The following is a 24,262-nucleotide window of genomic DNA, read 5'->3' on the forward strand; positions in this document are numbered from 1 at the left end:
TTAGAATACTTGCTCTACTTCGATGATGCCTGGTACTTCTTCAAGTAATGCACGTTCAATACCAGCCTTCAATGTGATCGTGGAACTTGGGCAAGAACCGCATGCACCTAATAGACGCAACTTTACGATGCCGTCTTCCACATCTACTAATTCACAGTCCCCTCCGTCACGAAGAAGAAACGGACGTAATTTATCTAGTACTTCCTGAACTTGCGCATTGATTTCCGGGTTAGACATAGTTATCGCTCCTTTCCTTACATAATTCTATTATAAAGAAAACTACTCAAAAAATCTATTGCTCTGCACTGGGTCTTTTTAGGAAATGAAGATTTATTCTATGAAAAAGTAAGCGTTTTACGTTAAAATGAAGAAAATGCTGTGAATGTTGGGGGATGTCGGCTTATGAAGAAAAAAGTAGAAATTTGTGTATATGGTGCAGAGGTGCTGTGTCCTAGTTGTGTAAACCTACCTTCGTCAAAAGAAACGTACGAATGGTTAGAGGCGGCAGTAGCAAGAAAATATCCAAATCAGGAATTCGCCATCTCTTATATAGATATTTTTAAAACAGAAGAGTGTGACGGAGACAAGAGAGATTTTGCCGCCAGGGTTGTAGAGGAAGATATGTTTTATCCAGTAGTAGTCATCGAAGGGGAGATTGTAGGAGAAGGTAATCCGAAATTAAAAACCATTTATTCCGCCATGGAGAAATACGGCTACGCGGCATCATAAAAAAATCCCCAAAGGTCAAAGCGACTTTTGGGGATAACTTTTATCCGTTATGGTATTTATACATCCAAAGAATACCTGATTTTAATAATCGTGCCACACGGCCAGTTAACGGCCTTTCATTTACCAAACCAAATCCATGCTTCTTGCCAAGTGAGCCCAATACTCCTTTTAGCTTAATTGCTGGGAATTCTTCTGGCGGGGTTTCGCCATTCCACCTTTTTAATAACACTTGGACGATCTGTTCAGCTTGTCCTTCTGCCAATTGTGCACTTGGTGCGTGAGGGAGACTAGCGCAATCCCCTACCACATAAATATTTTCATGCCCCGGGATGTTGTGCTGTTTTGTCAGGACTACACGGCCTTGTCCATCTTTTTCTACATCTAATTCACGAACTACTTTGTTTGGCTGAATGCCAGCAGTCCAAACGATTACATCACAATGTACCGGCTCGTCATGATTGTAAAGGGTATTTTCCTCTACACGAGTGATGTTAGAGCCATTCACTACTTCCACACCATGTGTTTCAAACCAGTTTTGTACGTATTTACTAAGTCGTTCAGGGAAGCTGGAAAGGATAATATTCCCGCGGTCGAATAGTTTAATGGTCAAGTCCGGGCGGCTTTCTCGAAGTTCACTCGCAATTTCAACACCGCTTAAACCACCACCGACAATAGCAACCACCTTATTAGCCGGTAAGTCGTTTAAAGCTTGATAAGCTTTTCTAGATTTATTAATAGTCTGAATGCTGTATGTGTATTCTTCTGCACCAGGAATGTCATGGTACTTGTCTTCACAACCAAGGCCGATAATCAGATCATCAAAGGAAAGAGTACTTTGATCTTCAAAGTATACCACTTTGCCGTCCATATCCACTTTGGAAACTTCCCCGTATTTTACAGAAAGTCTTTCATGTTCCGGAAAAGTGACACGAACATGATGATCTGAAATCGTTCCCGCAGCCAGCGCATAGAATTCCGTTTTCAAACTATGGTATGGAGCTCTGTCTACCAATACAATTTCAGTGTCGGATGGTAATTGATTAGGAAGAAGTCGGTGTAAAACGCGCATACCGCCGTAGCCTGCGCCAAGCACAACAAGTTTTTTCATAGCAGCTAAACCCCTTTTTAAGCTAATAGAATCAAAAGTATAATAAATGAAGACCTTTTACAGGTAATTGTAAGAAATTTCAATAAAACTAGTATTCTAGGAAAACTTTTATGTGAAAGAAAACACATATTGTATGACAATTGCGCTTTCATTTTGAAAATGTATAACACGTTTAAATAAAATAACATTAAAAGTATATCGAAATTATGACAAAATAACAACATTCTTTAGGAAAAATGTTGAGGCTAGTCGAATAATCATCAAGGTTCTATCAACACTTTACAGGAAAACTTGATAATTGACGTTTTAAGGAAAAAAAGGTAGCATGGAAGGGCAATAGAGGGGTGAAATAAGTGAAGCCAATCATCGAATTTTGTATTAGCAATTTAGCCAGTGGTTCACAAAAGGCAAGAGAAGTGTTGGAAAAGGATCCAAATCTGGATATTGTAGAGTACGGCTGCCTCGGGTATTGTGGCAAATGCTTTGACACACTTTTCGCCCTCGTCAACGGAGATGTTGTGGCGGGAGAGTCACCGGAACAATTGGTAGACAACATATATATTTATCTGGAAGAAAACCCAATGTTTTAACCAAAAAGAGCATGGAACCCATACTGGGAGCCATGCTCTTTTTTATTATATAAGATTAGAAATTATATATTAAGGTTGATTTCCGTTCCAGGCGCTTCGCTTGCCTACGGGCGGTCCGTGAGCCTCCTCGGCTTGCAGCCTGTAGGGTCTCACCTGTCCCTTCCTCCCGCGGGCGTCTGCGCGCCTTCCACTCCAATCAACAAGGTAACTTCGTTCAAGTTATGTATTAAACAACCTTCAAATCGAGCTATATGAAAAGTATTAACATTCTTTACATAATTTCTAGCGGTGGATTGGAGCAAATGGCAAAGACTCCAGCGGGGGAGTAACGGTAGGTTGAGACCCCTGAAGCGTTGTGAGGAGGCTCAAACACCGTCCCGCGGAAGCGAAGCCATTTGCGGAAAGGAACAGTGGTGAATAACCAATAACTAACGTTGTATAGTAAAAAATACTGTTGGGGTTTGACCTGTTTTTTCCTTAACAAACCTAGCTACTCACTTTTAATTTAGAGGATGTGCGGATTTCATACCAACGGTCTCTTGCTTTTGTGACAAGGCGTTGCTCTTTTTCCTTTTGCTTGTGGCCAATGACCATCTGAAAATATTGAATGGCTTTCCGTTCCATGTTCAAACGAAAATTAAGGTCTCCGATCAAGTAAAGCAATTTTATTTCAGACATACCTTTTCCTTCATAATCACCTAGTGTATAGGAAAGTTCAAACTGCTCGACAGCAAGTTTTAGAAAACGTTGTTCCTGGGTTTTACTTTTTTCAACCGTGCGATATATCCATGCGAGCCGAAGATAGAGACCTGCCATGATAATAGGGGTTTCTTTTTTGATAATACCAGAATAGATTCCCAGCTTATAAGCGTTTATGGCTTTATCGACAGACCTTATCTGCCCATAATTTTTATAGTTCCAATGCTTTTGTATCTTTGTTTGGATGGCTAGATGTGCTTCTTCAGTTAGCTTAGCACTAAATTCCTCTGTCACTGCATATCCACAATGTGGACAAACCGACACGTAATAAAGGAGGGGGTTCATTTCTATTGATTGGTAGGTAGAGCAAAAATCCGAATCATGAGTCAAAGGGCGAATAAAACGAGATTTAATTTTTAATGTGCTATATTCATGTTGGCAATTTTCGCATAAAATACTTCTGCTGTAGTATGGATCCATCAATATCACCCTATTTTTAACAATATAATACAAAAGTACCATAACGGCGAAGTGCGTACAACTTAATTAATTCCAAATACCTATAAAAGTGGCTGTGTTTTTTTTCGTGTCTATACATTATTTTGTAATACTTGGGTAATTTATTTAAGAACACACAGTTATGAGAACGATTTCTTATTGGATGTAACATATTGACAAAAAAAAGTTCTTTCAAACGCTTTCATTTCGTAGTAAAGTGGTACTGTGATAGTTAGATGTCTGACGACAAACGACTTGCAGAAATTTCTAATAGAGGTGAATATTATGAATAATATCCTTTGGGGTTTAATGGGGATCGCAGTTATCTTTGCAATCGCATTCCTACTTTCGGAAAACAAACGAAAGATTAAGATTCGTACTATTTTAGGCGGATTAGCTATCCAATTGCTATTCGCATTTATCGTATTGAAGTGGGAGTTAGGTAGAACTGCCTTCCTTAAGTTAACAGAGCTAGTTCAAAATATTATCAATTACGCAAATGAAGGAATCGGTTTCCTTTTCGGACCGGTACTGGGTAATCCTGGGTCTGAAGCTACAGGATTTGTATTCGCATTCCATGTATTGACGATTATCATTTTCTTCTCTGCATTAATTTCCGTTCTTTATTATCTTGGTATTATGCAAATTGTCATTCGTTTCTTAGGTGGGGGTCTTGCGAAACTCTTAGGGACAAGCAAGACAGAATCTTTATCTGCTTCCGCTAACATCTTTGTTGGACAAACAGAAGCACCATTAGTAATCCGTCCTTATATCGCAGGAATGACAAAGTCTGAGTTATTCGCGGTTATGACAGGTGGACTTGCATCTGTAGCAGGTTCTGTATTATTCGGTTATGCTGCACTTGGAATTCCTCTAGAGTATCTATTGGCAGCAAGTTTCATGGCAGCGCCTGGTGGTTTAATCATGGCAAAAATGCTTATTCCTGAAACAGAAGAGCCAAAAAACGAAACAAATGCTCAAATTGGTGAGTCTGAAGAAGACAGAGCAACTAACGTAATTGATGCTGCTGCTCGCGGGGCATCTGACGGTTTAAAGCTTGCACTAAACGTTGGTGCAATGTTACTAGCATTCATCGCTTTAATTGCTCTTATCAATGGAATCTTAGGTGGAATCGGCGGCTGGTTCGGAGCTGAAAACTTCTCACTTGATTTCATTCTTGGTTATCTATTCGCACCACTTGCGTTCGTTATCGGTATTCCTTGGAGTGAAGCCGTTGCTGCAGGTAACTTGATTGGTCAAAAACTTGTATTGAATGAATTCGTAGCATATTCTACTTTCTCTGCACAAATTGATATGTTCAGTGAAAAATCAGTTGCTGTTATCGCATTCGCACTTTGTGGATTTGCTAACCTTTCTTCCTTGGCAATCCTATTAGGTGGACTTGGAAACTTAGCTCCAAGCCGTCGTCCTGATATCGCACGTTTAGGATTCCGCGCAATCATTGCCGGAACACTTTCTAACTTGCTAAGTGCTGCAATCGCAGGTATGTTCTTGTTCTAAAAATAGTAATCCACTCGCCAGTGTCAGTTGGCGGGTGGTTTTTTTATGTATAGAAAAGTGGATGAAGACCTCTGAGAACAGTTCTTCGAATGGGAGAAGTCATCATAAACCGGATGAAGACTTCAGAGAACAGTTTTTCGGTGGATAGATGTCCTCATAAGCCGGATGAAGACCTATGAGAGAAGATTTTCGATGGATAGATGTCCTCATAAGCCGGATGAAGACCTGTGCGAGAAGACTTTTGGTGCAGAGATGTCTTCATAAGCTGTATGAAGACTTGTGCGAGAAGATTTTCGGTGGAGAGATGTCCTCATAAGCCGGATGAAGACTTGTGCGAGAAGATTTCCGGTGGATAGATGTCTTCATAAGCTGTATGAAGACCTGAGAGAGAAGGTTTCCGAACGAGAGATGTCCTCATAAGCAAGATGAAGCCCTCCGAGAGCACCTACAAAACCCAAACAGATCCTCGCATCAACAATCCTTCAACCAAAACCAGAAAAACCCATGTCATCGTGCTTCCACAGAAGCAAGCGATACATGGGTTTTTCATATAAAACGGGGGATATTTCTATTGTGTTCAGACTTTTATGTATTTATACTTGAAGAAATAATTATTTTTGGAGGAATAGTAAAAAAATGCGCTCCTTTCAATTCACCAAGATGCACGGACTCGGAAACAACTATATATATGTAAATATGTTTGAGGAAAAGTTAAAAGAAGAAGAGCTATCAAATCTTGCTATCAAAGTTGCGAACATCCATACAGGTATAGGATCTGACGGGATGATCCTCATCTGTCCATCTGAAGTAGCACCAGTAAAAATGCGAATCTTCAATAACGATGGATCGGAAGGGAAGAATTGTGGAAACGGTCTTCGCTGTGTGGCAAAATATGCTTACGAACACGGCATCGTTCAGACAGAGACTTTTAAAATTGAAACACTCTCCGGACTAGTGGAAGCCGAAGTGGAGCTAAAAGGTGAAAAAATTATTTCTGTAACCGTCGACATGGGAGAACCAAGGCTTTCTACAAAGGAAATCCCGATACTTGTGGAGGAAAAAGAAGCACTGGTTGCGGAACCGTTCATAGTTGACGATGAAACGTATAAGATAACCACAGTATCCATGGGAAACCCACATGTCATTTTTTTTCTGGATGACATAAAGGATGCTCCTCTAACGACGCTTGGTCCTGTAGTAGAAAAGGATCCCCGCTTTCCAGAGGGCGTAAATGTTGAATTTGTCGAGGTTGTCGCAGAAGATGAGTTGCACTTCCGTGTTTGGGAGAGAGGGTCTGGCATAACCCAGGCATGTGGTACAGGTGCATGTGCTGCAGTGGTGGCATCTGTCCTGAATAACAAAACGGTACGTGGCAAAGAAACGGTTGTTCATCTGGCAGGAGGAGACCTCTATATCACGTGGACAAAAGAAGGTTCTGTAAAAATGCGAGGGCCAGCAGAGGTTATCTGTATAGGAGCTTTCTATTATTAATCACAATGGCTTGTTCCTTTTGCATATACTATAAAAGCAGTAAGTTTGAGCAGACTTCCATTTCACGATATAATGAAGCTATTGGAACTGGAAATACATTGGGAGGTGTAACATATGAGTGATGTTATTACAATTACAGAAGCAGCAGCTTTTCAAATAAAAGATATGATGAGAGAACACGGCGATGAATCTGTCTTTTTACGTGTAGGCGTGAAAGGTGGAGGGTGTAGCGGTCTTTCCTACGGTATGGGCTTTGAAGAAGAAAAAGGCGAAAAGGACATTGAATTGGAACAGCACGGCATCAGAATCTTAATCGATGCTGAAAGCAAGCCAATTCTTCAAGATGTAAAAATTGATTTTAAACAATCCATGATGGGCGGCGGATTTACCATCGACAACCCGAACGCCATTGCAAACTGTGGGTGTGGTTCTTCCTTCCGTACAGCGACGAACACGGGTACACCGGAAGAATGCTAAAATATAGTCCAAAACTTGGGTAGCCTGTTAGGTTATCCAAGTTTTTTTGTTTTATTTATTTTCCAAAATTATGAAACTTAATGCCTCTCTCAACCGTCTATATAGGTAGGTGAAAAAGAAGGAGTGGTCGCAGTGAAAGGGAAAAGGAGCATGACAATTATTTTTTTGTCGGCACTAGGATTTGCAAGTATTGGAGCTTCCTGTCAAGGAGTTGAGACACAAGCTAGTATATCCTACCAATTGCATACAAAAAAACCTTCCAATCAATATGTGCGGATGGCGATACCATCTAATACATTTTCCATAGATACCAGTGAAGTAGAAGAAGTTACAAAAGTAAGTACTAAGCCGGTAGAAAATCCATCTGAAGCTCCACGTGAAGAACCTCCTGCCCCTGAGACAGTTGACCAAAAGGATGATGAAGTGGAAGAGCAGCCTGAAACAGTCACTTTAGGAGACTATACCTATCATAAAATAAATGATGAAAAATTTAAAAATCATATAGCTATCGCAGAAAAGCATGGTGCCAATCTTTATGGAATTCCAAATTCCGATGGATTTATGATCTACCATGAGACAGAAGGCATTTTACTTTCCATGAGTACAGGGGCAGCAGGGACAGACCCCACTCATGCAGAGGTGTTAATCGATTATTTTTCCACAGACGATTGGTCAGAGTATACTGGGATAGTGGAGGGCATTAAACACGTCCTGGAAACTGGGGAAGAGGTTAATGTAGACCTTGGGGATTATATAGGATATTTTATTAGCCTTGATGATGGCATGATTGTTGTCTTCTACTAATCAAATATAAAAAAAGCACCTTTTTCAATAAGAGGTGCTTTTTCCATGTTTATTTATTTTGTACTTTTCCAACGGTAGAAGAAGCATGCGCCCAGCACCAATGCCACTCCAAGGGTACCGATAACTGCATTTTGTGTGGAGAAGTTACCGGTTGGCTTTGTCTCCTCTGTGGGAACAGTTCCTTCCCCAAGTTCCTTCAAGTCGGACTGTGCCTGGGCAAGCTCGGCTGTTCTGGAACAAAGGTATGTGGTGTATTCTCCATCCTCCAAATGAGCATAGACCAAGTAATCTTTGTCTTTTTCAAAATAAACCCCACATGCCGCGGAGTCCATGGCAGTGTAAATGACTACTTCCTTCGTGTTCACACCTTTCCAAGTTTCTGACACGCTTAACTTTACTTTTGTGGTACTGTTGTACTTTTCGTCCACCTCTAGTACTTTTCCTGTGAATACGGCATCCATTTTTGCCAGTTCCTCTTGTGGTGTACCCGGTGGCAAGCAGGAACATGCGTAGCCTGTTGATGTGAAGAACGGCAGGGATAGGATAGTAAGGAGAAAAGAAAGAACGGCAACTTTGAAGAGTTTCATTTAGCAGATCACCTCATTGGGTTTGTTAATAGGTTAGACGTTGAGTGGCGGAGGAAGGTTACAGGGGAAATGAATATCGGTTTTTATAAAAGTGATAGATTAACGTTTAGGCTTGTTCGTATGAAGACAGTTTGAACGGGGAAATCAGTTTGAAAGTGTCTTCATTGCATGTATGAAGACATTTTGAGTACAGAAATCAGTTTGAGAGTGTCTTCATTAGTGTTATGAAGACACTTGGAGCAACAAAATCGAGTTGAAAGTGTCATCATTCAGTATCTACGTACAACATTATATCCTTATCCTCTCCACAAAAAAACCAACCCCTGTTCCCACAAGGGTTGGCTGCACCTTCATAGCCGGCTTAGAATAGACTAGTACTATGAAGTGGCTGTACTTTTGCTTTTGGATCGATATAAGATTTGGCGTTATTAACCGCAGTAGGTGCCTCGCCAAAGCCACAAGCGATTAGTTTCACTTTTCCTTCGTAGGTGCAAATATCACCAGCAGCATAGATTCCGGAGATGTTTGTTTCCATTTTGGAATTGACTACAATAGAATTTTTTTCGATTTCAAGTCCCCAATCCTTGATAGGTCCAAGGGAGGAAACGAATCCGTAGTTGACAATGACATCATCAACATCCAGCACTTCACGGTCTTCGGATTTCACTTTTTCGAGGACAACCTGATTGATTGCGTTCTCGTCCCCGATCAGTTCTACCGGTACGTATGGCGTCTTAATTTCAACTTTGGAATTCATTAATGTTTCTACACTGTGCTCGTGTGCGCGGAACTTGTCACGACGGTGAATCAGTGTTACTTTTTCCGCAATCGGCTCAAGCATTAGCGCCCAGTCAACAGCAGAATCTCCACCACCGAATACTACTACTTTTTTGCCGGAAAATTTATTCATATCGTCCACAAAATAGTGGATGTTCTTGTTCTCATACTCCTTAGCGTTTTCAAGCTCAAGGCGGCGTGGTTGGAATGCTCCATTACCGGCAGTGATGATGACTGCTTTGGAATAGTGTGTTTCTTTATCTGTTACAATCTTGAACGTTCCGTCTCCCATTTTCTCAAGGGTTTGTACGGATTGCTCAAGTGCAACCGTTGGCTCAAACTTGGCCATTTGTTCTTTTAGATTATTGATCAATTCTTGTGCACGGATTTTTGGGAATCCGGCAATATCGTATATGTACTTTTCGGGGTATAACGCGGATAACTGTCCACCCAATTGTGGTAGACTTTCAATGATTTTGACGCTAGCCTGCCTCATACCTCCGTAGAAAGCAGTGAATAAGCCTGTTGGCCCTCCACCGATGATGGTGATGTCAAATACTTTTTGTTCTTCGCTCATCTGAATCTATCCCCCTAAACAATTGTTAACTTTCTTTCTTTATCATAGCATAATTTTCTCACAATTTCTGTTTTCAACCTTGGAAAAAGGGGAACATATACTGAAAATAGCTAGAAATTTAGAAATTTTCACACAAAATTACTTGTTTTTTCCGAATATTTTAAAGCTTTTTAAACTATGATTTTATCTTGAAAAAAAGACGAAAAAAGAATATGATGTTAGATAGGTTAAGTTTCTTTGTGACAAATTTCGCACTTTTTTGCCGTCCATATTCGTGAAGTATTTCACAATCATTTATTTCTAATAAATTTTATCTTAATAGCGGATAGTAAGAGTAGGTACAGTGGGATTTGTTCCATGTCTTCATATTTATTTTATAAAAAATTTCAATATAAAAGGTGTGATTCATTTGAAAAAGCCAAGTATAGTTATTCTAGGTGCAGGTTACGGTGGGCTAGTAACGGCTGTTCGTCTTCAAAAAATGATCGGTGTTAACGAAGCCGATATTACGTTGGTAAACAAAAACGATTACCATTACGAGTCTACATGGTTACATGAAGCATCAGCAGGAACATTACCAGCTGATCGTACGCGTTACAAAATTTCTGATGTAATTGATCGCAGCAAGATTCATTTCTTACACGATACTGTTACAGGCATCAACCGTGAGGCAAAAACTGTGGCTTTGACTAAAGGCGGAGAAATCTCTTATGACTATCTAGTGGTTGGTCTTGGTTATGAAGCAGAGACTTTTGGCATCAAGGGCTTGAAAGAGCATGCGTTCACGATCGCAAACTTAAATGTTGCTCGTAAAATCCGTGAGCACATCGAATATCAGTTTGCTACTTACAACACAGAAGCACACCGTCGTGACGATCGTTTAACTATCGTTGTTGGTGGAGCTGGATTTACAGGTATCGAGTTCCTTGGAGAACTTGTTAACCGTGTTCCTGAACTTTGCCAAGAGTTTGATATCCCTAAAGAAAAAGTACGCATCGTGTGTGTAGAAGCAGCACCGACTGTACTTCCTGGATTTGATCCAGAACTAGTGGAATACGCTGTGAATACGCTTGAGCGTAAAGGCGTAGAATTTAAAATTGGCACAGCGATTAAAGAAGCAACTGAAGAAGGAATCATCGTTGCAAAAGACGAAGAAGTAGAAGAAATCAAAGCTGGTACAGTTGTTTGGGCTGCTGGTGTACGTGGAAACCACTTGGTGGAAGATTCCGGATTCGAAAACATGCGTGGTCGTGTGAAAGTAGATCCTTACTTGCGCGCTCCTGGACATGAAGATGTATTCATCGTTGGGGATTGCTCTCTAATCATCAACGAAGAAATTAACCGTCCATACCCTCCAACTGCACAAATTGCAATGCAACAAGGGGAAGTTTGTGCGAAAAACTTGGCAGTATTGGTTCGTGGCCAAGGTGAACTGCAAACTTTCACTCCTGATTTAAAAGGAACAGTATGTTCTCTAGGTGAAGACGATGCAATCGGCGTAGTATTCGGTCGCAAAATCTGGGGTTCCAAAGCATCTTTCATGAAGAAAATGGTTGATAACCGTGCTCTTTACATGATCGGTGGAGCTGGACTAGTAATGAAAAAAGGTAAATTCAACGTTTTATAAGATATATTTTTGAGAAGCTGTACATTTTATAGTGTGCAGCTTTTCTTTTTGTCGTTTTTCTTGGTACCATTACTGTATCAGCTAGAAACAGGGGGGAGATAATATGGGAAAAAGAGAAGATGTCTGGCTAGCGGTTGCGGGGATTGTGGTATCAGAGGACGGTAAATGGCTTGTCGTGAAAAAACGCTACGGAGGACTGAAAGGGAAGTGGTCCTTTCCTGCAGGATTTGTGGAAGCAAATGAAACCGTAGATGAGGCGGTTGCTAGAGAAATATTAGAGGAAACAGGCATAAACGTTAAGGTTGAGGGGCTGGTTGGAGTCAGATCTGGTGTTATAAAGGATAAAATCAGTGATAATATGCTCCTGTTCTTATGTACTCCTTTAAACAACGACGTAGTCTATCAGGATAGCGAACTATCTGACGCAGCATTCAAAACGCTTGAGGATTTGGAGAGAGATCCTGATTCTTCTTTACTCATTCACTATTGCGCCAAGCTTACAAACCTTTCTATATTAAAAGAAACGGACGCCATGAATCCCGGAAAGGTTTTTAACTATAGTTCATACAAATTATTTTTCTAATAATTCTGTAAATTTAAGAAAAAGCAAGAAACGGATAGATTGGATAAGATGTATTCGCTTACATCGTATTTTTCAGCCGTTTTTGTCCCTTTCCTTTTTCCTTAAAAGGATGATATATTATCAGAAAATTAAATTAAATTCTGTTTTGAGAAAATCATCTGGAGGGATAAGGAATGAAAAATCAACTGCAAACAGAGAAGAAAGATTGCCCATATTGTTCAGGTAAAGGGTATTTTCAACTTTTGCTAGGCGGATCAGAAACTTGTTCCTGCTGTGGAGGAAGCGGAAGAAAATAAATTATTAAGTTTTCCACACAATCGCGCTAGTTCTAAGATAGGTCATTTATGACGTATTTAGGACAATTGCGATTGTGTTTTTGTTTGATTGCCAAAAAGAATTGACTCGTATCAACGCTTTCAGTACACTAAGGAAAGATGTGTAATGGAGGTGCTTGGTATTGAACATACCAATTTTACTTATTTCTGTCGTCTTATTTTTTGTACTTTTCTTTGGAATCGGATTCCTTTTAAATATGTTATTACGCATGTCTTGGATAATGGCGATTATTTACCCAATAGTCTGTGTGTGGATTATCGCTCAGGATGATGTGAGGTTGATCGATTATTTCAGGGAGCCTGGTAGTGCTTTTTCGAATCTTGGCTCAGAGGTTGCTTCCTTGCAGGTTGCAGATATTACTATTTTGGTGAGCGGCTTAGCAGGAGCGATCACTTCTGGTATCGTTATTAAAATGCTTAGAAAAAATGGATATCAAATGTTTTAAAGTTATGTCAAGAACCGGTACTGTTGCCGGTTCTTATTTTTTTAAAGAAGAAAGTATATTATCCGGTTGATTTCCGTTCCAGGCGCTTCGCTTGCCTGCGGGCGGTCCGTGAGCCTCCTCGGCTTACGCCTCCGGGGTCTCCCCTGTCCCTTCCTCCCGCGGGCGTCTGCGCGCCTTCCACTCCAATCAACAAGGTGATCTCATTCATCAAAGGGGTTAAGAACAGTACTTAACCGAGTTAACTGAATCAATCATTAACATTACATTTACGCAATTTTTAGCTGTGGATTGGAGCAAATGGCGAAGACTCCAGCGGGGGAGAAACGGTAGGTTGAGACCCCTGAAGCGTTGTGAGGAGGCTCAAGGCACCGTCCCGCGGAAAGCGAAGCCATTTGTGGAAAGGAGCAGCGGCTGTTAACCACTAACTAATGTATTATTTTAAAGATGTTTTTTAATTGCCTGATGTCTCAAAATAATCCACTAATCTAGTATTTATTTTTGGAAAAAATAGGTGATTACTAGCTTTTCTCACAAAAAAGGAATACTTTCCATAAAAACAGGGAAGGAATATCTTGTGAGAGGAGTGTGAGTGAATCACATGAAATTAGCGAAAACAATTTGTCGGAGGACGGTTATCGGGTTATTATTTGTACTTGCTCTGTCTGTAACCTTCCAATCCATATCAGGTGTTGAGGCATCCACGATTCACAACTGGCTAAAAGAAAATAATATATATGCCACTAATGGACAAGGTGATCAAGAAGAAGAAAAAGAAGGCTTCTTTAAGAAAATCGGACTAGACTTAAAACAATTGAACTTACTTTCAGCAACACCTACCATGGTGTCGGCAGAAGAAGCGATAGAAAAACCCAAGAAGTTAGAGGATTTAGACTGGAATCAATATGAGACACATGAGGTTCACGCCACTGGATATACAGCAGGCTATGAATCAACAGGCAAGAACCCGGGAGATCCAAGCTATGGAATTACATATTCAGGTCTTAAAGTTAAAAGAGATCTATACTCGACCATTGCAGCGGATATTAATGTCTTTCCAATAGGCACAATTCTATTTATACCTGGTTATGGTTATGGAGTAGTAGCTGATATCGGAGGAGCGATTAAAGGGAATAAAATCGATCTCTACTACGATACAGTGGATGAGGTATTTAATGATTGGGGTAAGCAGACCATCGATGTTTATATAATTAAAAAAGGCGATGGCACATTGACCGAGGAAGAATTAACACAATTGAATGAGGACGAAAGCATGCAGGTTTTCCGTCAACAATATAAAGGGACCGGAGAATAGCATGACAAAAGCCGTACCTATCAGGGATACGGCTTTTTATTATTTTAGTAATGGGTCTTCTCCGGTGTACGAAGGGTAGCTAGTAGGATGAAGGAGGGCTGCAAGTTTTTGTAATCCTAAGATAAGCCTTGGAGAAGGTCTGCAATAGAGGCTCTCTTCTAGTACATGTATTTGAGAGTTACGAACCGCTCGGACGGTCTCGGCGCTATCCCGCTTCATTACATGCTTAGGATTCATTTTTGACTCTTTTACCCCAACCCAAATCATACAGATTGTATCAGGATTTTTCTCTACCACTTCTCCCCATTCCGTCTGGTAACTTGCCACTTCTTTATCAGCGAAGACATTGACTGCCCCTGCCAAATTACTTATTTCCGTCAGCCAATTGACCTTGCCAGGAGTGAAAATGGGTTTTGGCCACCATTCCCAATATAAAGAGGGTTTGTTTTCACATGTTGTTGCGCACTGTCTGTATGTATGGATTATTTCCTTCATAGAGGAAGCAACCTCAATGGCCTTGGATAGAGAATTTGTAAGTTCTCCTACCGTCAAGATATCACGGGCGATATCCTCGAGTGATTGAGGGTTTAATACGATATGAGGAATGGAGCGCTTTTCCAATTCTTCAATGTTGCGCTCCATTCCAGGGACACTTAAACTGGCCAATACTAAGTCAGGTTCCAAGGACTCCAGTTTCTCCATATTTATATTCAAATCTGGTCCAAGCTTTGGTAGATTTGAAACTTCGCTTGGCCAATCAGAGAAATCATCCACTCCAACTAGGGTGCTTGATAAACCTAGGTAGTGGAGTAACTCTGTGTTGCTCGGACAAATGGATATAAGTCTCATCCACTTCTACCTCCTCTATAAGACATGAACAAAGTAATGCAAGACCAGTGTAAGCAAAATCCCTGTAATTGCACCGAAAAATACTTCAATCGGTTTATGACCTAGGAGTTCCTTCAAATCCTTCACTTTTTCTTGCTCATTCATTTTCGGCCATTTCTTGGTCTCTTCCACAAAACGGTTAAAATCACCAACAAGTTTGTTTAATACAGTTGCTTGTTCTCCAGCATGTCTTCTAACCCCGGTTGCATCAAACATCACGATGATAGCAAAGACGGTCGCTACGGCAAATATAGGAGAATCCAAGCCGGTTTCAAATGCAACGCCTGTAGCCAAAGCCGTGACCGCAGCAGAGTGTGAGCTTGGCATGCCACCTGTACTTGTGATCAAGGACCAATCAATCCTTCTTGAGGCAATATATTGAATAGGGACCTTTACAAATTGTGCAAATCCGATTGCTGCAAGTGCAGCCCATAGAGGGAAATTAGAAAATAACTCCATTTGATAGTATCGCCCTTTCTCTGCAGATGTTTCTATTACTATACCCTTTCTTTTAAGATGTAGCACAGTAAGTAGAGTATTATGTATAGGTAATATTCTTATTATTATGAATCATTATAATGGATTTGTTAAGATGAATGTAGGAGAAATGATGAAAGGAGTAGGAAAGTTGTCATTTTGTATATGATTAGAAACTCGAAATATTTCCATAAGTTCGATATAATAAACGTACAATAAAATGGAGGTGTTCAAATATGTTTATCGTACATAATGAAGCAGATTTTTCAAATCAACAGGAGGCGTTGGTAGTAGGCCTTTCTGAGAAACATAGCAAATTAGATGGATTGTTGGGAGAACTAGATTCCCAGTTGGAAGGACATCTTACCCAACTATTAAAAGATGGGGACATATCTGCAAAAAAAGGAAAGTTAGCAAGAATACATACATTGGGCAAAACTTCATACAAAAGAATCTTTGTAGTGGGGACAGGTCGTGAAGAGAAACTAACTTTCGTTGAATTACGCAAAGTGTTTGGGAAAGTGGGTAAAACCCTTCAAGAATCTAAACTTAAGAGTGTTGTAGTTGCGCTGGATACTTTTGTAACGGAAAATGTGGATGTGCTGGATGTTGCTCATGCTTTGGGTGAGTCCATTCCGTTAGCAACATATAAGTACGATGGATACAAGCAAAAATCCAATGAACCGGAAGTGAAGCTGGATGAGGTTCTACTACTGACAGATCATGATAAAGAAGAAGTGGGAGCAAGTGCACATGTAGGATATGTCTTTGCTAAAGGAACAAATACAGCTCGAACTCTTGTAAACCTTCCAGGAAATATGCTGACTGCCACAGATCTTGCAAACCATGCTGCCCAACTAGCAGAGAAGTATGGCTTTGAACTTGAAATTCTTGAAAAAGAAGAGATGGAGAAGCTTGGAATGGGTGCTTTGTTAGCAGTTAACAAAGGGTCTGTGGAACCGCCTAAGATGATCGTGTTGAAATATCAAGGAAAAGAAGACTGGACAGATGTAATCGGTTTAGTTGGGAAAGGAATCACTTTTGATACTGGAGGGTACTCCATCAAACCAAAAGATGGCATTGTCGGCATGAAAACAGATATGGGTGGAGCGGCAACTGTGCTTGGAGCCATGGAAGCGATTGGTGAGCTGAAGCCGGAGCAAAATGTACTGGCAGTTATTGCTTCTACAGACAATATGATTAGCGGAGAAGCCTTCAAGCCGGATGATGTAATCACATCCATGAGCGGTAAAACAATCGAGATCTTAAACACCGATGCAGAAGGGCGTCTTGTATTAGCAGATGCAGTAACCTATGCAAAACAGCATGGAGCTAACTACCTGGTTGACGTAGCAACCCTAACTGGCGGAGTCATCATCGCGTTAGGTAACCACACGACAGGTGCGATGACAAATGACGAAGCATGGTTTGAACAAGTGCTTGAAGCATCCCATGAAGCGGGAGAAGAGATGTGGAGACTTCCAATTTTTGATCACGCAAAAGAAAGAGTTCGCAACAGCAAAGTAGCCGATTTGAACAACTCACCGGGTCGTGACGGCCACGCTATTTTTGCAGGAGCGTTCATCGGAGAATTTGCAGAGGGTACACCATGGGTTCACTTGGATATTGCAGGCACAGCCACTTCCAAGTCTGCTCATGACCTTGGACCAAGCGGTGGAACAGGCGCGATGGTTCGAACGCTCGTAACGTTAGTAGAACGTTTTGGATTGACAGAAGAAAATTAATCGTTCATACAGAATTTATTTGATGCGCATCCTACAATGGGATGCGTATTTTTTCTATAGAAAATTATAAAAATAATTGAATTGTGGATAGTTTTAAGAGATATTTTTGACGTCGGGATGAAGACCTTGATGACGAGAAATCAGGAGAAGAGAGGTCCTCATCAGTGTTATGAAGACATCAGTGAAGGGAAATCAGGAGAAGAGAGGTCCTCATCAGTGTTATGAAGACATCAGTGAAGGGAAATCAGGAGAAGAGAGATCCTCATCGGTGTTATGAAGACATCAGTGAAGGGAAATCAGGAGAAGAGAGGTCCTCATCGGTGTTATGAAGACATCAGTGAAGGGAAATCAGGAGGAGAGAGGTCCTCATCGGTGTTATGAAGACATCAGTGAAGGGAAATCAGGAGGAGAGAGGTTCTCATCGGTGTTATGAAGACACAAGTAACAAGCAATCAGTAGAAGAGACGTCTTCATCGCCACTATGAAGTCCAGTATCAATCCTTTGATTTCCGTTCCATGCGCTTCACTTGGCCTGAGGGCGGCCAGGGAGCCTCCTTGGCTTCTTCCTAACTTTTCCGTTGACAGTCCTTTCAAATCTATGTTAATTTATTTTTATGCTTTTTCACTCTAATTCTCTAATGATTTAATTAACTAAAGCGAAAACTACATGATTTACAGAAAGAAAGGAAGTCTTTATTATGAATGCAGTCATCATAGCCGTATTGGTTATGCTTACATTAAGTTTACTTAGAATAAATGTTGTACTTGCCCTGGTTTCAGGTGCTTTTATTGGTGGAATGGTTGGAGGTTTAGGCCTGGAAACCACGATTAATACTTTTACAGACGGTCTAGGGGGAAATGCAGCGGTTGCCCTAAGTTATGCCCTCTTGGGTGCTTTTGCAGTGGCACTTTCTAAAACAGGACTTCCTGATGCTCTTGTTGAAAATGCAATAAAGCTTGTCGGAACAAAAGAGGACTCAAGAAAAAAGGCGTTATCTAAAGTACTTATACTACTTATCATTTTAGCTGTCTCTATTATGTCTCAAAACGTGGTTCCCGTTCATATTGCGTTCATTCCAATCTTAATTCCACCATTACTTAAAATCTTGAACGAACTGAACATTGACAGAAGGCTGACAGCGACCATCATCACATTCGGTCTAACAGCACCATACATTCTTTTACCGGTTGGGTTTGGCGGTATTTTTCACGGTATCCTAAAAACGAATATGAAAGAAAGTGGATTGGATATCAGCTTATCATCTATTCCAACAGCTATGTTAATTCCGGTTTCAGGAATGATAGTTGGACTTCTTATAGCAGTTTTCTTTAGCTATAGAAAGCCGAGAACATACGTACAGAAGTCTATAGCAGACCAAGAAACAGAGTCCTACACAAAGAAGTCTATTATTATTGCTATTGTGGCGGTAGTAACCTCGCTTGCTACTCAAGTCTATCTAAGTGATGTGCTTGGCGTAGATGGAATGATTTATGGTTCACTTGTTGGTATTATTATCCTTTATGCAGGGGGAGTAATGAAATCCAATGAGACCGATGTTATCCTCACGTCTGGTATGCGTATGATGGCATTCATTGGGTTTGTCATGATTGCGGCTTCCGGATTTGCAAGTGTCTTAAGAGAAACTGGTGATATTGAAACATTGGTTGCTTCTTCTGCAGAATGGATTGGTTCTAATCAGCTCATTGCAGCATTCGCTATGTTACTAGTCGGATTACTCATTACAATGGGAATTGGATCTTCTTTTTCTACCATTCCTATTATTGCCGCGATTTTTGTACCGTTATGTGCGGAGCTTGGGTTTAGTGCGATGGCGACCATTGCTATTGTTGGTACGGCGGCTGCTTTAGGAGATGCTGGGTCACCTGCTTCTGACAGTACGCTTGGACCGACTTCTGGTTTGAATGCGGATGGTCAGCATAACCACATTTGGGATACATGTGTACCTACTTTTCTACACTACAATATCCCTTTGATTATTTTCGGCTGTATTGCTGCGGTAATCTTATAAAATATACCAAAAATCCAGGCTGCGTGTATTGCAGCCTGGATTTTTGTCAAAGAATAAAAAAGTATATAGTGCGGTTGATTTCCGTTCCAGGCTCTTCGCTTGCCTGCGGGCGGTCCGTGAGCCCCCTCAGGCTTCGCCTTCCGGGGTCTCACCTGTCCCTTCCTCCCGCGGGTGTCTACGCGCCTTCCACTCCAATCAACTAGGTTACTTCAATTAACTAAGGTAATGAAAAATCACCTTTTCAAGTTGTCTGAAAACAGAAAATTTCAACGTGGTTTCTAGCTGTGGATTGGAGCAAATAGCGAAGACTCCAGCGGGGGAGTAATGGTAGGTTGAGACCCCGCAACAAGTGAGGAGGCTCAAGCGCCGTCCCGCGGAAAGCGAAGCTATTTGCGGAAAGGAACAGCGGAGAATAACTAATCACTAAAGTTTTTACTATAAAAAAACCGGGCTGCTTTGCCCGGTTTGTCTTATTAAGCGACCTTACGTGTGTAAGGTGTATTGGTTGTTTTATTGACAACATAGAATAATCTAGCAGCAAGCAATGCGCATAGAATTGTAAACACGACGTCTTTTAATGCGAAAAGAGCCATTGTCGTCCAAGCCGCTACATAAGGTGTGCTTATTTCTAAAACATAGTTAATAATCACAAACATGTAGTTTGTTCCGATAAAATAAATAAGAATAATGCCAATGAAAGAGGCAAACATAAATGTGCCTAATTTCGGTTGAGCTTTCTTCTCTACAATCAGTCCAGCTGCAAAAGCGGCAGCCACATAGGATAGTAGAAATCCTCCGGTCGGACCGATAATCGTTGCAAAGCCTGAACTAAACTGAGCAAATACTGGTGCACCTGCAATACCTACTAGTAGATACACAATCATAGAAAGGGCTCCAAGTCTTGATCCTAATAATATTCCGGCTAACACACAGAAAAATGGCTGCATGGATAGTGGAACACCACCGACTTGAAGGAATGGCATCCAAGATACAATGTTCGCGCCAATTGCCATTAAAGCAACAAACATGGCCGCATAGGTAATATCCAATGTTGACAGTGAACGTTTCATAATGTAAACCCCTTTGTTGTATGTAGTTAACAATAAAATAATAATCTAAAAGTTTAGTAGTTGTCAACACCATTATCTTTTTGGTTAACAATTGATGAAGTTGAATATTTTAGCCTGCCTCGCTAAAATATGAACTATAAAGATTAGGAGGAAGTTCATATATGAAGATTAGGAAAGCAAATTTGCAAGTTGATACTTTTAGTGTGTATATACATGAGAATAAAAGAGAGGAGCAGACCCTGATCGCAATTCCGTTTATTAATTGGTCTACGATTATTCCGTATGAGGAGGATAATACGGGTTTGACGAAGAGGCTGGAGGAGGAGTTTCGGTCTGCGCTGAATTCTGAGGATGCGACGCACTTATCCCTTAAGCTTGTCCAATGGGTCCGTGAGATGTAAGGGACCAAAGTGGCAAGGAAACAGTTGGAGAAGAGTCTTCATGAAGGTTATGAAGACCTTAGTAGGAAGGAAACAGGTAGAAAGAAGTCTTCTTCACTGTGACTTTGTATAAGAAGAAATCCAATCGCCACCCTACAAACTAATGTATAAGCTCAAAGGACAAATATAAAAATGGAAAGAGGCATACCTGCTAATAGCGGGTGTGTCTCTTATTTTGTTTTGCAGAAGTAAAGTTTTCATGCAAGGAATCAATTACTAAATCTGTAGGGAATACGACCCTTTTTCCTGATTTTTGTTTAAAGAATGTGCTAAGAGTGAATATAACCTGAAACAGAATAAAATTCATTTAAAGGAGTGGATGTAAATGAGTGTGAAAGATAGTGCCATGCAACTTAGTAAAAACAAGTGGGTAACAGGAGCAGTTGTCGGAGGCGTCGCAGCAAGCTCGGCTTTACTTTTAAAAAAAGAACGTCGGAACAAGGTGATGAAATTTTTTCGGCGAGATGAAGGGGAGCAACAACCTGAAGGAACTGAAGAAGAAACTGTTAAAGAAAGCTAGAAAAGAAGCGACGGAACAATATGTCGACTATAAGAAGGAAAAAACGAAGAATAGTATGCAAGAGAAAATCGGTGAATTATCAGATAATTTAGATGATTCAACAGACCAATTTGCAGACAAAGTTCACAGCAAGGCAGAAGACATCCAGGAGAAAGTGCAAGACTCACTATTAAAGGTGAGAGATCGATTGAAGAAAGTCAAAGAAGCAGGCGAAAACTTTCAAGAGAAAATCGGTAAGGGAAGCCGTTCCAGTGGAATCAAAACCTACTCTGATGTGAAGAGGGCTGATGATTTAAATGGAATGAATTCCGTGAAACGAAGCGATCAAATCCCAAATGTGAGTGACATTAAAGGAGTGAAGTAAAATGGCAGCAATTCAAAAAAGTACGGATGGATCAAGTCTTGCAGAGGTCATCGATAGAATTCTAGATAAGGGAGTCGTCATTGACGTTTATGCACGAGTGTCCCTAGTGGGAATCGAACTGATCACGGTGGAAGCACGAGTCGTTATCGCCAGTGTGGATACATGGTTGCGCTATGCAGAAGCAGTTGGATTATTGAGAGATGATTTAATGGATGGAGAATTTCATTTATCCGGACAATCAACAGAACGTCAAAACGCATAAGATTTGATAATTAAATACTAAGGAATCAAGGCACATATTACATGTGCCTTTGTTCCATTTTCCAAAAAGGCGGGGATGGTAGTGAGTATGAAAAAAGTCTTGAAAGAGGTAACGGATTTTTTTACAGAGTTCGTAAAACCTCCATATAAGATTACAGCAGTTCAGCCTACAGATCAGGGCTGGGACGTCGTGGTAGAAGTAATTGAAGAAAAAGAATATATGAAAGCATATGCCAAAGACCAGATGGTTGGTGTGTATCATGCCAAACTGAATAAAGAAATGGAAGTGGAATCATATAATCGAAGGAGCTTGAGGTCTAGAAGCTCAATAGATTTGAACAATGAGTAAGGGCCGTTGGCAATGGAGGTAGTGGGACATGAACAAACAGCTGGAGAAGGAGATTGTTACACATGCTAAGGTGGAAGAGATTTCTGCTAGAACGGTAGACTACTTGAAGAATGGATTTCCTGTTCATTTTACAGGGCCGACTGGTGTAGGGAAAACTTCTATGGCATTGCACGTAGCCAGGAAACTTGAAAGGCCGGTGGTGGTACTGCAAGGGCATGAAGAAATGACCAATGCAGACCTGCTTGGAGACTTTAATGGATATACCAAAAAGTTATTAGTGGATAATTATGTCCGCTCGGTCATGAAAAAAGAAGAAACAATGAAAGAGTCTTTCCAAGAAGGGCTTTTGTTGGAAGCGGTAAAAAACGGATATACACTTATTTACGATGAGTTTACACGGTCCAAACCAGAAACAAACAATCTTTTCCTATCGGTTATCGAAGAAGGTGTTCTTCCCTTGTATGGTTCCAAGCATGAAGAGAAATGGGTAAAGGTGCATGAAGATTTCTCCATTATTTTTACGAGTAACCCTGTGGAATATGCCGGAGTGCATAAGACTCAGGATGCACTGCTGGACCGGATGATTACGATGGAACTTGGATATATGGAAAAAAATGCAGAAACTGAAATCTTACAACAAAAAGTAGATATCTCAGAAGAAGATGCCATTCTTATCACAAATTTTGTTTCAGCTCTTAGAGACAAATGCTTGAATAAAGGCAAGCATGCACCAGGTATCCGTGCAGCCATCATGATTGCTACCATTTCGAAGCAAAAGGAAATGGAACGGAGTACAGCAAATGAGGATTTCAAACAACTTTGTGTGGATGTGCTGTTGCATTCCGTCCACAAAGGGATGGAGTATGAAAAGCAATCAAGGTCTTTATCTCTTATTACACAAGAATTCAAGAAAGCTTTTGGAGGGAATACAAATGGAAAATAATCTTGGCTATTATACGTTTTGTGTCATACCAAATGAACAGAAAAAAATAGAATTGGGAGAAGTGGTGTTGGAGGGAAGAACCAGCCAGCTACTTACCATTGAATACAAAGAATTCTCTATGGTGGTTACTAAAGCTCCAATCAAAATCTATCATCCAAAAAAAGAGAATCTATTAACCCATCAAAATGTCGTATCTTCCCTCATGGAGAGGACGACGGTTATTCCAATGAGCTTCGGAAATGTATTTGAGACAGAAGCAGATGTTGAATTTCTCATGAAATCATTATATACAGAGCTTCAGAACATCTATAAAAAGATAGAAAATAAAATAGAAGTAGGCCTGAAAATAATTGGTAAGGAAGACTGGCTGAAAGCTGAAATCAACAAGAATCAAAAAGCAATGAAGCTAAAGGAAAAAATCAGCGGGAAATCGGAAGCTGCCTCCTATTACGAGCGAATAGAACTGGGTGATATGGCGCAGAAATTTATGAAAGAAAAGATGCAAATTTGCATGCAGGAAGTTTTCTTACCATTAGCTGAAAAAGCCGTTTCTGCGAAGCAAAACGAAACAATTGGAGGCAAGATGCTCATCAATGCAAGTTTCTTGATAGAACGAGACCATGAGGAAGAGTTTGATGAACTGGTAAATAAAATCTATGAAAAGTGGCAGGACAAAGTGGAATTCAAATATACCGGTCCATGGCCTGCTTACAACTTTATTGATATAAAACTGAAGGCGAAGGAAGCCTAATGATCCATAAGCTTCTTACAGGCCCAATGGGAGCTTTAGTAAAACTCGGGGAAAAGATTAAAGAAGAAGTGGACCGGGAAATGTATGATATTGATCATATTCAGAAGCAATTGGTTCAATTAGAAATGTTAATGGAAACAGAAGAAATTACAGAAGAAGAATATCATGCACAAGAAGAAGAATTGTTGCAGCGTTATGAAGTGGCAAAGCTTCGGGAACAGCGAATGTTTGAAGACTTGAAAAGAAGAGACGGGGGTGGCTGA

General features: G+C 40.5%; 28 protein-coding genes and 1 pseudogene. 21 read left to right on the top strand and 8 right to left on the bottom strand.

The features are described from left to right. Positions 1-272: pseudogene (locus tag LC091_RS12065) on the bottom strand (NifU family protein); the annotation flags it as partial. A 130-nt stretch (positions 273-402) separates the two neighbouring features. On the opposite strand from LC091_RS12065, the gene LC091_RS12070 reads away from it, so the two are divergent. After that, on the top strand, positions 403-729 hold the full coding sequence (locus LC091_RS12070) for a YuzD family protein (protein ID WP_226682288.1): 327 nt from the start codon (positions 403-405) through the stop codon (positions 727-729). 40 nt (positions 730-769) lie between these two features. Here LC091_RS12070 and LC091_RS12075 read toward each other — a convergent pair whose 3' ends face one another. Beyond that, a complete protein-coding gene (locus LC091_RS12075) occupies positions 770-1,837 on the bottom strand; it encodes an NAD(P)/FAD-dependent oxidoreductase (RefSeq protein ID WP_226682290.1) in 1,068 nt (355 codons plus the stop codon). 353 nt (positions 1,838-2,190) lie between these two features. Here LC091_RS12075 and LC091_RS12080 point away from each other — a divergent pair, with 353 nt between their 5' ends. Then, positions 2,191-2,427, top strand: a complete 237-nt coding sequence (locus tag LC091_RS12080; protein WP_010196565.1) for a YuzB family protein — start codon at positions 2,191-2,193, stop codon at positions 2,425-2,427. A gap of 486 nt (positions 2,428-2,913) precedes the next feature. Here the strand turns inward: LC091_RS12080 and LC091_RS12085 are convergent, their stop codons facing one another. Continuing rightward, on the bottom strand, positions 2,914-3,648 hold the full coding sequence (locus LC091_RS12085; RefSeq protein WP_319003659.1) for a DUF2225 domain-containing protein: 735 nt from the start codon (positions 3,646-3,648) through the stop codon (positions 2,914-2,916). A 261-nt stretch (positions 3,649-3,909) separates the two neighbouring features. Here LC091_RS12085 and LC091_RS12090 point away from each other — a divergent pair, with 261 nt between their 5' ends. From LC091_RS12090 to LC091_RS12105, 4 genes are all read left to right on the top strand, one after another. Continuing rightward, entirely contained in the window at positions 3,910-5,145 is a 1,236-nt protein-coding gene (locus LC091_RS12090) for a NupC/NupG family nucleoside CNT transporter (protein ID WP_226682293.1), read from the top strand. 636 nt (positions 5,146-5,781) lie between these two features. Then, entirely contained in the window at positions 5,782-6,636 is an 855-nt protein-coding gene (gene dapF / locus LC091_RS12095) for a diaminopimelate epimerase (RefSeq protein WP_226682294.1), read from the top strand. Between the two features lie 114 nt (positions 6,637-6,750). Then, complete coding sequence (locus LC091_RS12100; RefSeq protein ID WP_226682295.1) at positions 6,751-7,113, top strand: HesB/IscA family protein; 363 nt, start codon at positions 6,751-6,753, stop codon at positions 7,111-7,113. Between the two features lie 150 nt (positions 7,114-7,263). Continuing rightward, on the top strand, positions 7,264-7,917 hold the full coding sequence (locus LC091_RS12105) for a hypothetical protein (protein WP_226682296.1): 654 nt from the start codon (positions 7,264-7,266) through the stop codon (positions 7,915-7,917). Positions 7,918-7,970: 53 nt separating this feature from the next. Here the strand turns inward: LC091_RS12105 and LC091_RS12110 are convergent, their stop codons facing one another. Both LC091_RS12110 and LC091_RS12115 read right to left on the bottom strand, forming a co-directional pair. Further along, positions 7,971-8,504 carry a hypothetical protein gene (locus LC091_RS12110; RefSeq protein WP_226682297.1) on the bottom strand — a complete coding sequence of 178 codons (534 nt, stop codon included), beginning with the start codon at positions 8,502-8,504 and terminating at the stop codon, positions 7,971-7,973. 361 nt (positions 8,505-8,865) lie between these two features. Beyond that, complete coding sequence (locus tag LC091_RS12115) at positions 8,866-9,858, bottom strand: NAD(P)/FAD-dependent oxidoreductase (RefSeq protein ID WP_226682298.1); 993 nt, start codon at positions 9,856-9,858, stop codon at positions 8,866-8,868. Positions 9,859-10,258: 400 nt separating this feature from the next. On the opposite strand from LC091_RS12115, the gene LC091_RS12120 reads away from it, so the two are divergent. The 5 genes from LC091_RS12120 (at position 10,259) to LC091_RS12140 (ending at position 14,161) form a co-directional block, all read left to right on the top strand. Further along, on the top strand, positions 10,259-11,485 hold the full coding sequence (locus LC091_RS12120; protein ID WP_060665617.1) for an NAD(P)/FAD-dependent oxidoreductase: 1,227 nt from the start codon (positions 10,259-10,261) through the stop codon (positions 11,483-11,485). Positions 11,486-11,588: 103 nt separating this feature from the next. Next, positions 11,589-12,068, top strand: a complete 480-nt coding sequence (locus tag LC091_RS12125; RefSeq protein WP_226682299.1) for an NUDIX domain-containing protein — start codon at positions 11,589-11,591, stop codon at positions 12,066-12,068. Positions 12,069-12,241: 173 nt separating this feature from the next. Then, a complete protein-coding gene (locus LC091_RS12130; RefSeq protein WP_157860702.1) occupies positions 12,242-12,364 on the top strand; it encodes a YuiA family protein in 123 nt (40 codons plus the stop codon). A 155-nt stretch (positions 12,365-12,519) separates the two neighbouring features. Next, complete coding sequence (locus LC091_RS12135) at positions 12,520-12,849, top strand: YuiB family protein (protein WP_226682300.1); 330 nt, start codon at positions 12,520-12,522, stop codon at positions 12,847-12,849. A gap of 598 nt (positions 12,850-13,447) precedes the next feature. After that, positions 13,448-14,161 carry a 3D domain-containing protein gene (locus LC091_RS12140; protein WP_226682301.1) on the top strand — a complete coding sequence of 238 codons (714 nt, stop codon included), beginning with the start codon at positions 13,448-13,450 and terminating at the stop codon, positions 14,159-14,161. A 39-nt stretch (positions 14,162-14,200) separates the two neighbouring features. On the opposite strand, the gene LC091_RS12145 is transcribed toward LC091_RS12140, so the two are convergent. Together LC091_RS12145 and LC091_RS12150 are read right to left on the bottom strand one after the other, a co-directional pair. Beyond that, positions 14,201-15,010, bottom strand: coding sequence for a cobalamin-binding protein (locus LC091_RS12145; protein WP_226682302.1), 810 nt, complete (start codon positions 15,008-15,010; stop codon positions 14,201-14,203). Between the two features lie 15 nt (positions 15,011-15,025). Beyond that, on the bottom strand, positions 15,026-15,508 hold the full coding sequence (locus LC091_RS12150) for a divergent PAP2 family protein (protein ID WP_226682414.1): 483 nt from the start codon (positions 15,506-15,508) through the stop codon (positions 15,026-15,028). A 254-nt stretch (positions 15,509-15,762) separates the two neighbouring features. Here LC091_RS12150 and LC091_RS12155 point away from each other — a divergent pair, with 254 nt between their 5' ends. Next, on the top strand, positions 15,763-17,271 hold the full coding sequence (locus LC091_RS12155; RefSeq protein ID WP_226682303.1) for a leucyl aminopeptidase: 1,509 nt from the start codon (positions 15,763-15,765) through the stop codon (positions 17,269-17,271). Positions 17,272-17,969: 698 nt separating this feature from the next. Beyond that, on the top strand, positions 17,970-19,301 hold the full coding sequence (locus LC091_RS12160; RefSeq protein ID WP_226682304.1) for a Na+/H+ antiporter family protein: 1,332 nt from the start codon (positions 17,970-17,972) through the stop codon (positions 19,299-19,301). Positions 19,302-19,774: 473 nt separating this feature from the next. Here the strand turns inward: LC091_RS12160 and LC091_RS12165 are convergent, their stop codons facing one another. Next, entirely contained in the window at positions 19,775-20,371 is a 597-nt protein-coding gene (locus LC091_RS12165) for a biotin transporter BioY (RefSeq protein WP_226682305.1), read from the bottom strand. A gap of 161 nt (positions 20,372-20,532) precedes the next feature. On the opposite strand from LC091_RS12165, the gene LC091_RS12170 reads away from it, so the two are divergent. From LC091_RS12170 to LC091_RS12205, 8 genes are all read left to right on the top strand, one after another. Further along, positions 20,533-20,772: a YueH family protein gene (locus LC091_RS12170; RefSeq protein WP_226682306.1), complete on the top strand. Its 240-nt coding sequence runs from the start codon at positions 20,533-20,535 to the stop codon at positions 20,770-20,772. A 364-nt stretch (positions 20,773-21,136) separates the two neighbouring features. Beyond that, entirely contained in the window at positions 21,137-21,331 is a 195-nt protein-coding gene (locus LC091_RS12175) for a hypothetical protein (RefSeq protein WP_226682307.1), read from the top strand. Continuing rightward, on the top strand, positions 21,276-21,695 hold the full coding sequence (locus LC091_RS12180; protein ID WP_226682308.1) for a hypothetical protein: 420 nt from the start codon (positions 21,276-21,278) through the stop codon (positions 21,693-21,695). The genes LC091_RS12175 and LC091_RS12180 overlap by 56 nt, the downstream gene beginning before the upstream one ends. Position 21,696: 1 nt before the next feature. Next, positions 21,697-21,957 carry a gas vesicle structural protein GvpA gene (gene gvpA, locus LC091_RS12185; RefSeq protein WP_148989232.1) on the top strand — a complete coding sequence of 87 codons (261 nt, stop codon included), beginning with the start codon at positions 21,697-21,699 and terminating at the stop codon, positions 21,955-21,957. Between the two features lie 87 nt (positions 21,958-22,044). Then, positions 22,045-22,305: a gas vesicle protein GvpO gene (gene gvpO / locus LC091_RS12190; RefSeq protein ID WP_226682309.1), complete on the top strand. Its 261-nt coding sequence runs from the start codon at positions 22,045-22,047 to the stop codon at positions 22,303-22,305. A gap of 28 nt (positions 22,306-22,333) precedes the next feature. Next, positions 22,334-23,248, top strand: coding sequence for a gas vesicle protein GvpN (gene gvpN, locus LC091_RS12195; protein WP_226682310.1), 915 nt, complete (start codon positions 22,334-22,336; stop codon positions 23,246-23,248). Then, positions 23,238-23,999 carry a GvpL/GvpF family gas vesicle protein gene (locus LC091_RS12200; protein ID WP_226682311.1) on the top strand — a complete coding sequence of 254 codons (762 nt, stop codon included), beginning with the start codon at positions 23,238-23,240 and terminating at the stop codon, positions 23,997-23,999. Before gvpN ends, LC091_RS12200 begins: the two co-directional genes overlap by 11 nt. Then, entirely contained in the window at positions 23,999-24,262 is a 264-nt protein-coding gene (locus LC091_RS12205; protein WP_226682312.1) for a gas vesicle protein GvpG, read from the top strand. The genes LC091_RS12200 and LC091_RS12205 overlap by 1 nt, the downstream gene beginning before the upstream one ends.

The organism is Sutcliffiella horikoshii (assembly GCF_020524325.1).
Classification (GTDB): domain Bacteria; phylum Bacillota; class Bacilli; order Bacillales; family Bacillaceae_I; genus Sutcliffiella_A; species Sutcliffiella_A horikoshii_D.

What these genes read in the sequence shown, in the direction of transcription:
- LC091_RS12180 (WP_226682308.1), top strand. Translation starts at nt 21,276, where the DNA reads ATGAAGGGGAGCAACAACCTGAAGGAACTGAAGAAGAAACTGTTAAAG.
- LC091_RS12170 (WP_226682306.1), top strand. Translation starts at nt 20,533, where the DNA reads ATGAAGATTAGGAAAGCAAATTTGCAAGTTGATACTTTTAGTGTGTAT.
- LC091_RS12175 (WP_226682307.1), top strand. Translation starts at nt 21,137, where the DNA reads ATGAGTGTGAAAGATAGTGCCATGCAACTTAGTAAAAACAAGTGGGTA.
- LC091_RS12155 (WP_226682303.1), top strand. Translation starts at nt 15,763, where the DNA reads ATGTTTATCGTACATAATGAAGCAGATTTTTCAAATCAACAGGAGGCG.
- LC091_RS12105 (WP_226682296.1), top strand. Translation starts at nt 7,264, where the DNA reads ATGACAATTATTTTTTTGTCGGCACTAGGATTTGCAAGTATTGGAGCT.
- LC091_RS12160 (WP_226682304.1), top strand. Translation starts at nt 17,970, where the DNA reads ATGAATGCAGTCATCATAGCCGTATTGGTTATGCTTACATTAAGTTTA.
- LC091_RS12085 (WP_319003659.1), bottom strand. Translation starts at nt 3,648, where the DNA reads ATGGTACTTTTGTATTATATTGTTAAAAATAGGGTGATATTGATGGAT.
- LC091_RS12070 (WP_226682288.1), top strand. Translation starts at nt 403, where the DNA reads ATGAAGAAAAAAGTAGAAATTTGTGTATATGGTGCAGAGGTGCTGTGT.
- dapF (WP_226682294.1), top strand. Translation starts at nt 5,782, where the DNA reads ATGCGCTCCTTTCAATTCACCAAGATGCACGGACTCGGAAACAACTAT.
- LC091_RS12115 (WP_226682298.1), bottom strand. Translation starts at nt 9,858, where the DNA reads ATGAGCGAAGAACAAAAAGTATTTGACATCACCATCATCGGTGGAGGG.
- gvpN (WP_226682310.1), top strand. Translation starts at nt 22,334, where the DNA reads ATGAACAAACAGCTGGAGAAGGAGATTGTTACACATGCTAAGGTGGAA.
- LC091_RS12125 (WP_226682299.1), top strand. Translation starts at nt 11,589, where the DNA reads ATGGGAAAAAGAGAAGATGTCTGGCTAGCGGTTGCGGGGATTGTGGTA.
- LC091_RS12145 (WP_226682302.1), bottom strand. Translation starts at nt 15,010, where the DNA reads ATGAGACTTATATCCATTTGTCCGAGCAACACAGAGTTACTCCACTAC.
- LC091_RS12150 (WP_226682414.1), bottom strand. Translation starts at nt 15,508, where the DNA reads ATGGAGTTATTTTCTAATTTCCCTCTATGGGCTGCACTTGCAGCAATC.
- gvpA (WP_148989232.1), top strand. Translation starts at nt 21,697, where the DNA reads ATGGCAGCAATTCAAAAAAGTACGGATGGATCAAGTCTTGCAGAGGTC.
- LC091_RS12090 (WP_226682293.1), top strand. Translation starts at nt 3,910, where the DNA reads ATGAATAATATCCTTTGGGGTTTAATGGGGATCGCAGTTATCTTTGCA.
- LC091_RS12130 (WP_157860702.1), top strand. Translation starts at nt 12,242, where the DNA reads ATGAAAAATCAACTGCAAACAGAGAAGAAAGATTGCCCATATTGTTCA.
- LC091_RS12140 (WP_226682301.1), top strand. Translation starts at nt 13,448, where the DNA reads ATGAAATTAGCGAAAACAATTTGTCGGAGGACGGTTATCGGGTTATTA.
- LC091_RS12165 (WP_226682305.1), bottom strand. Translation starts at nt 20,371, where the DNA reads ATGAAACGTTCACTGTCAACATTGGATATTACCTATGCGGCCATGTTT.
- LC091_RS12200 (WP_226682311.1), top strand. Translation starts at nt 23,238, where the DNA reads ATGGAAAATAATCTTGGCTATTATACGTTTTGTGTCATACCAAATGAA.
- LC091_RS12205 (WP_226682312.1), top strand. Translation starts at nt 23,999, where the DNA reads ATGATCCATAAGCTTCTTACAGGCCCAATGGGAGCTTTAGTAAAACTC.
- LC091_RS12100 (WP_226682295.1), top strand. Translation starts at nt 6,751, where the DNA reads ATGAGTGATGTTATTACAATTACAGAAGCAGCAGCTTTTCAAATAAAA.
- LC091_RS12110 (WP_226682297.1), bottom strand. Translation starts at nt 8,504, where the DNA reads ATGAAACTCTTCAAAGTTGCCGTTCTTTCTTTTCTCCTTACTATCCTA.
- LC091_RS12075 (WP_226682290.1), bottom strand. Translation starts at nt 1,837, where the DNA reads ATGAAAAAACTTGTTGTGCTTGGCGCAGGCTACGGCGGTATGCGCGTT.
- gvpO (WP_226682309.1), top strand. Translation starts at nt 22,045, where the DNA reads ATGAAAAAAGTCTTGAAAGAGGTAACGGATTTTTTTACAGAGTTCGTA.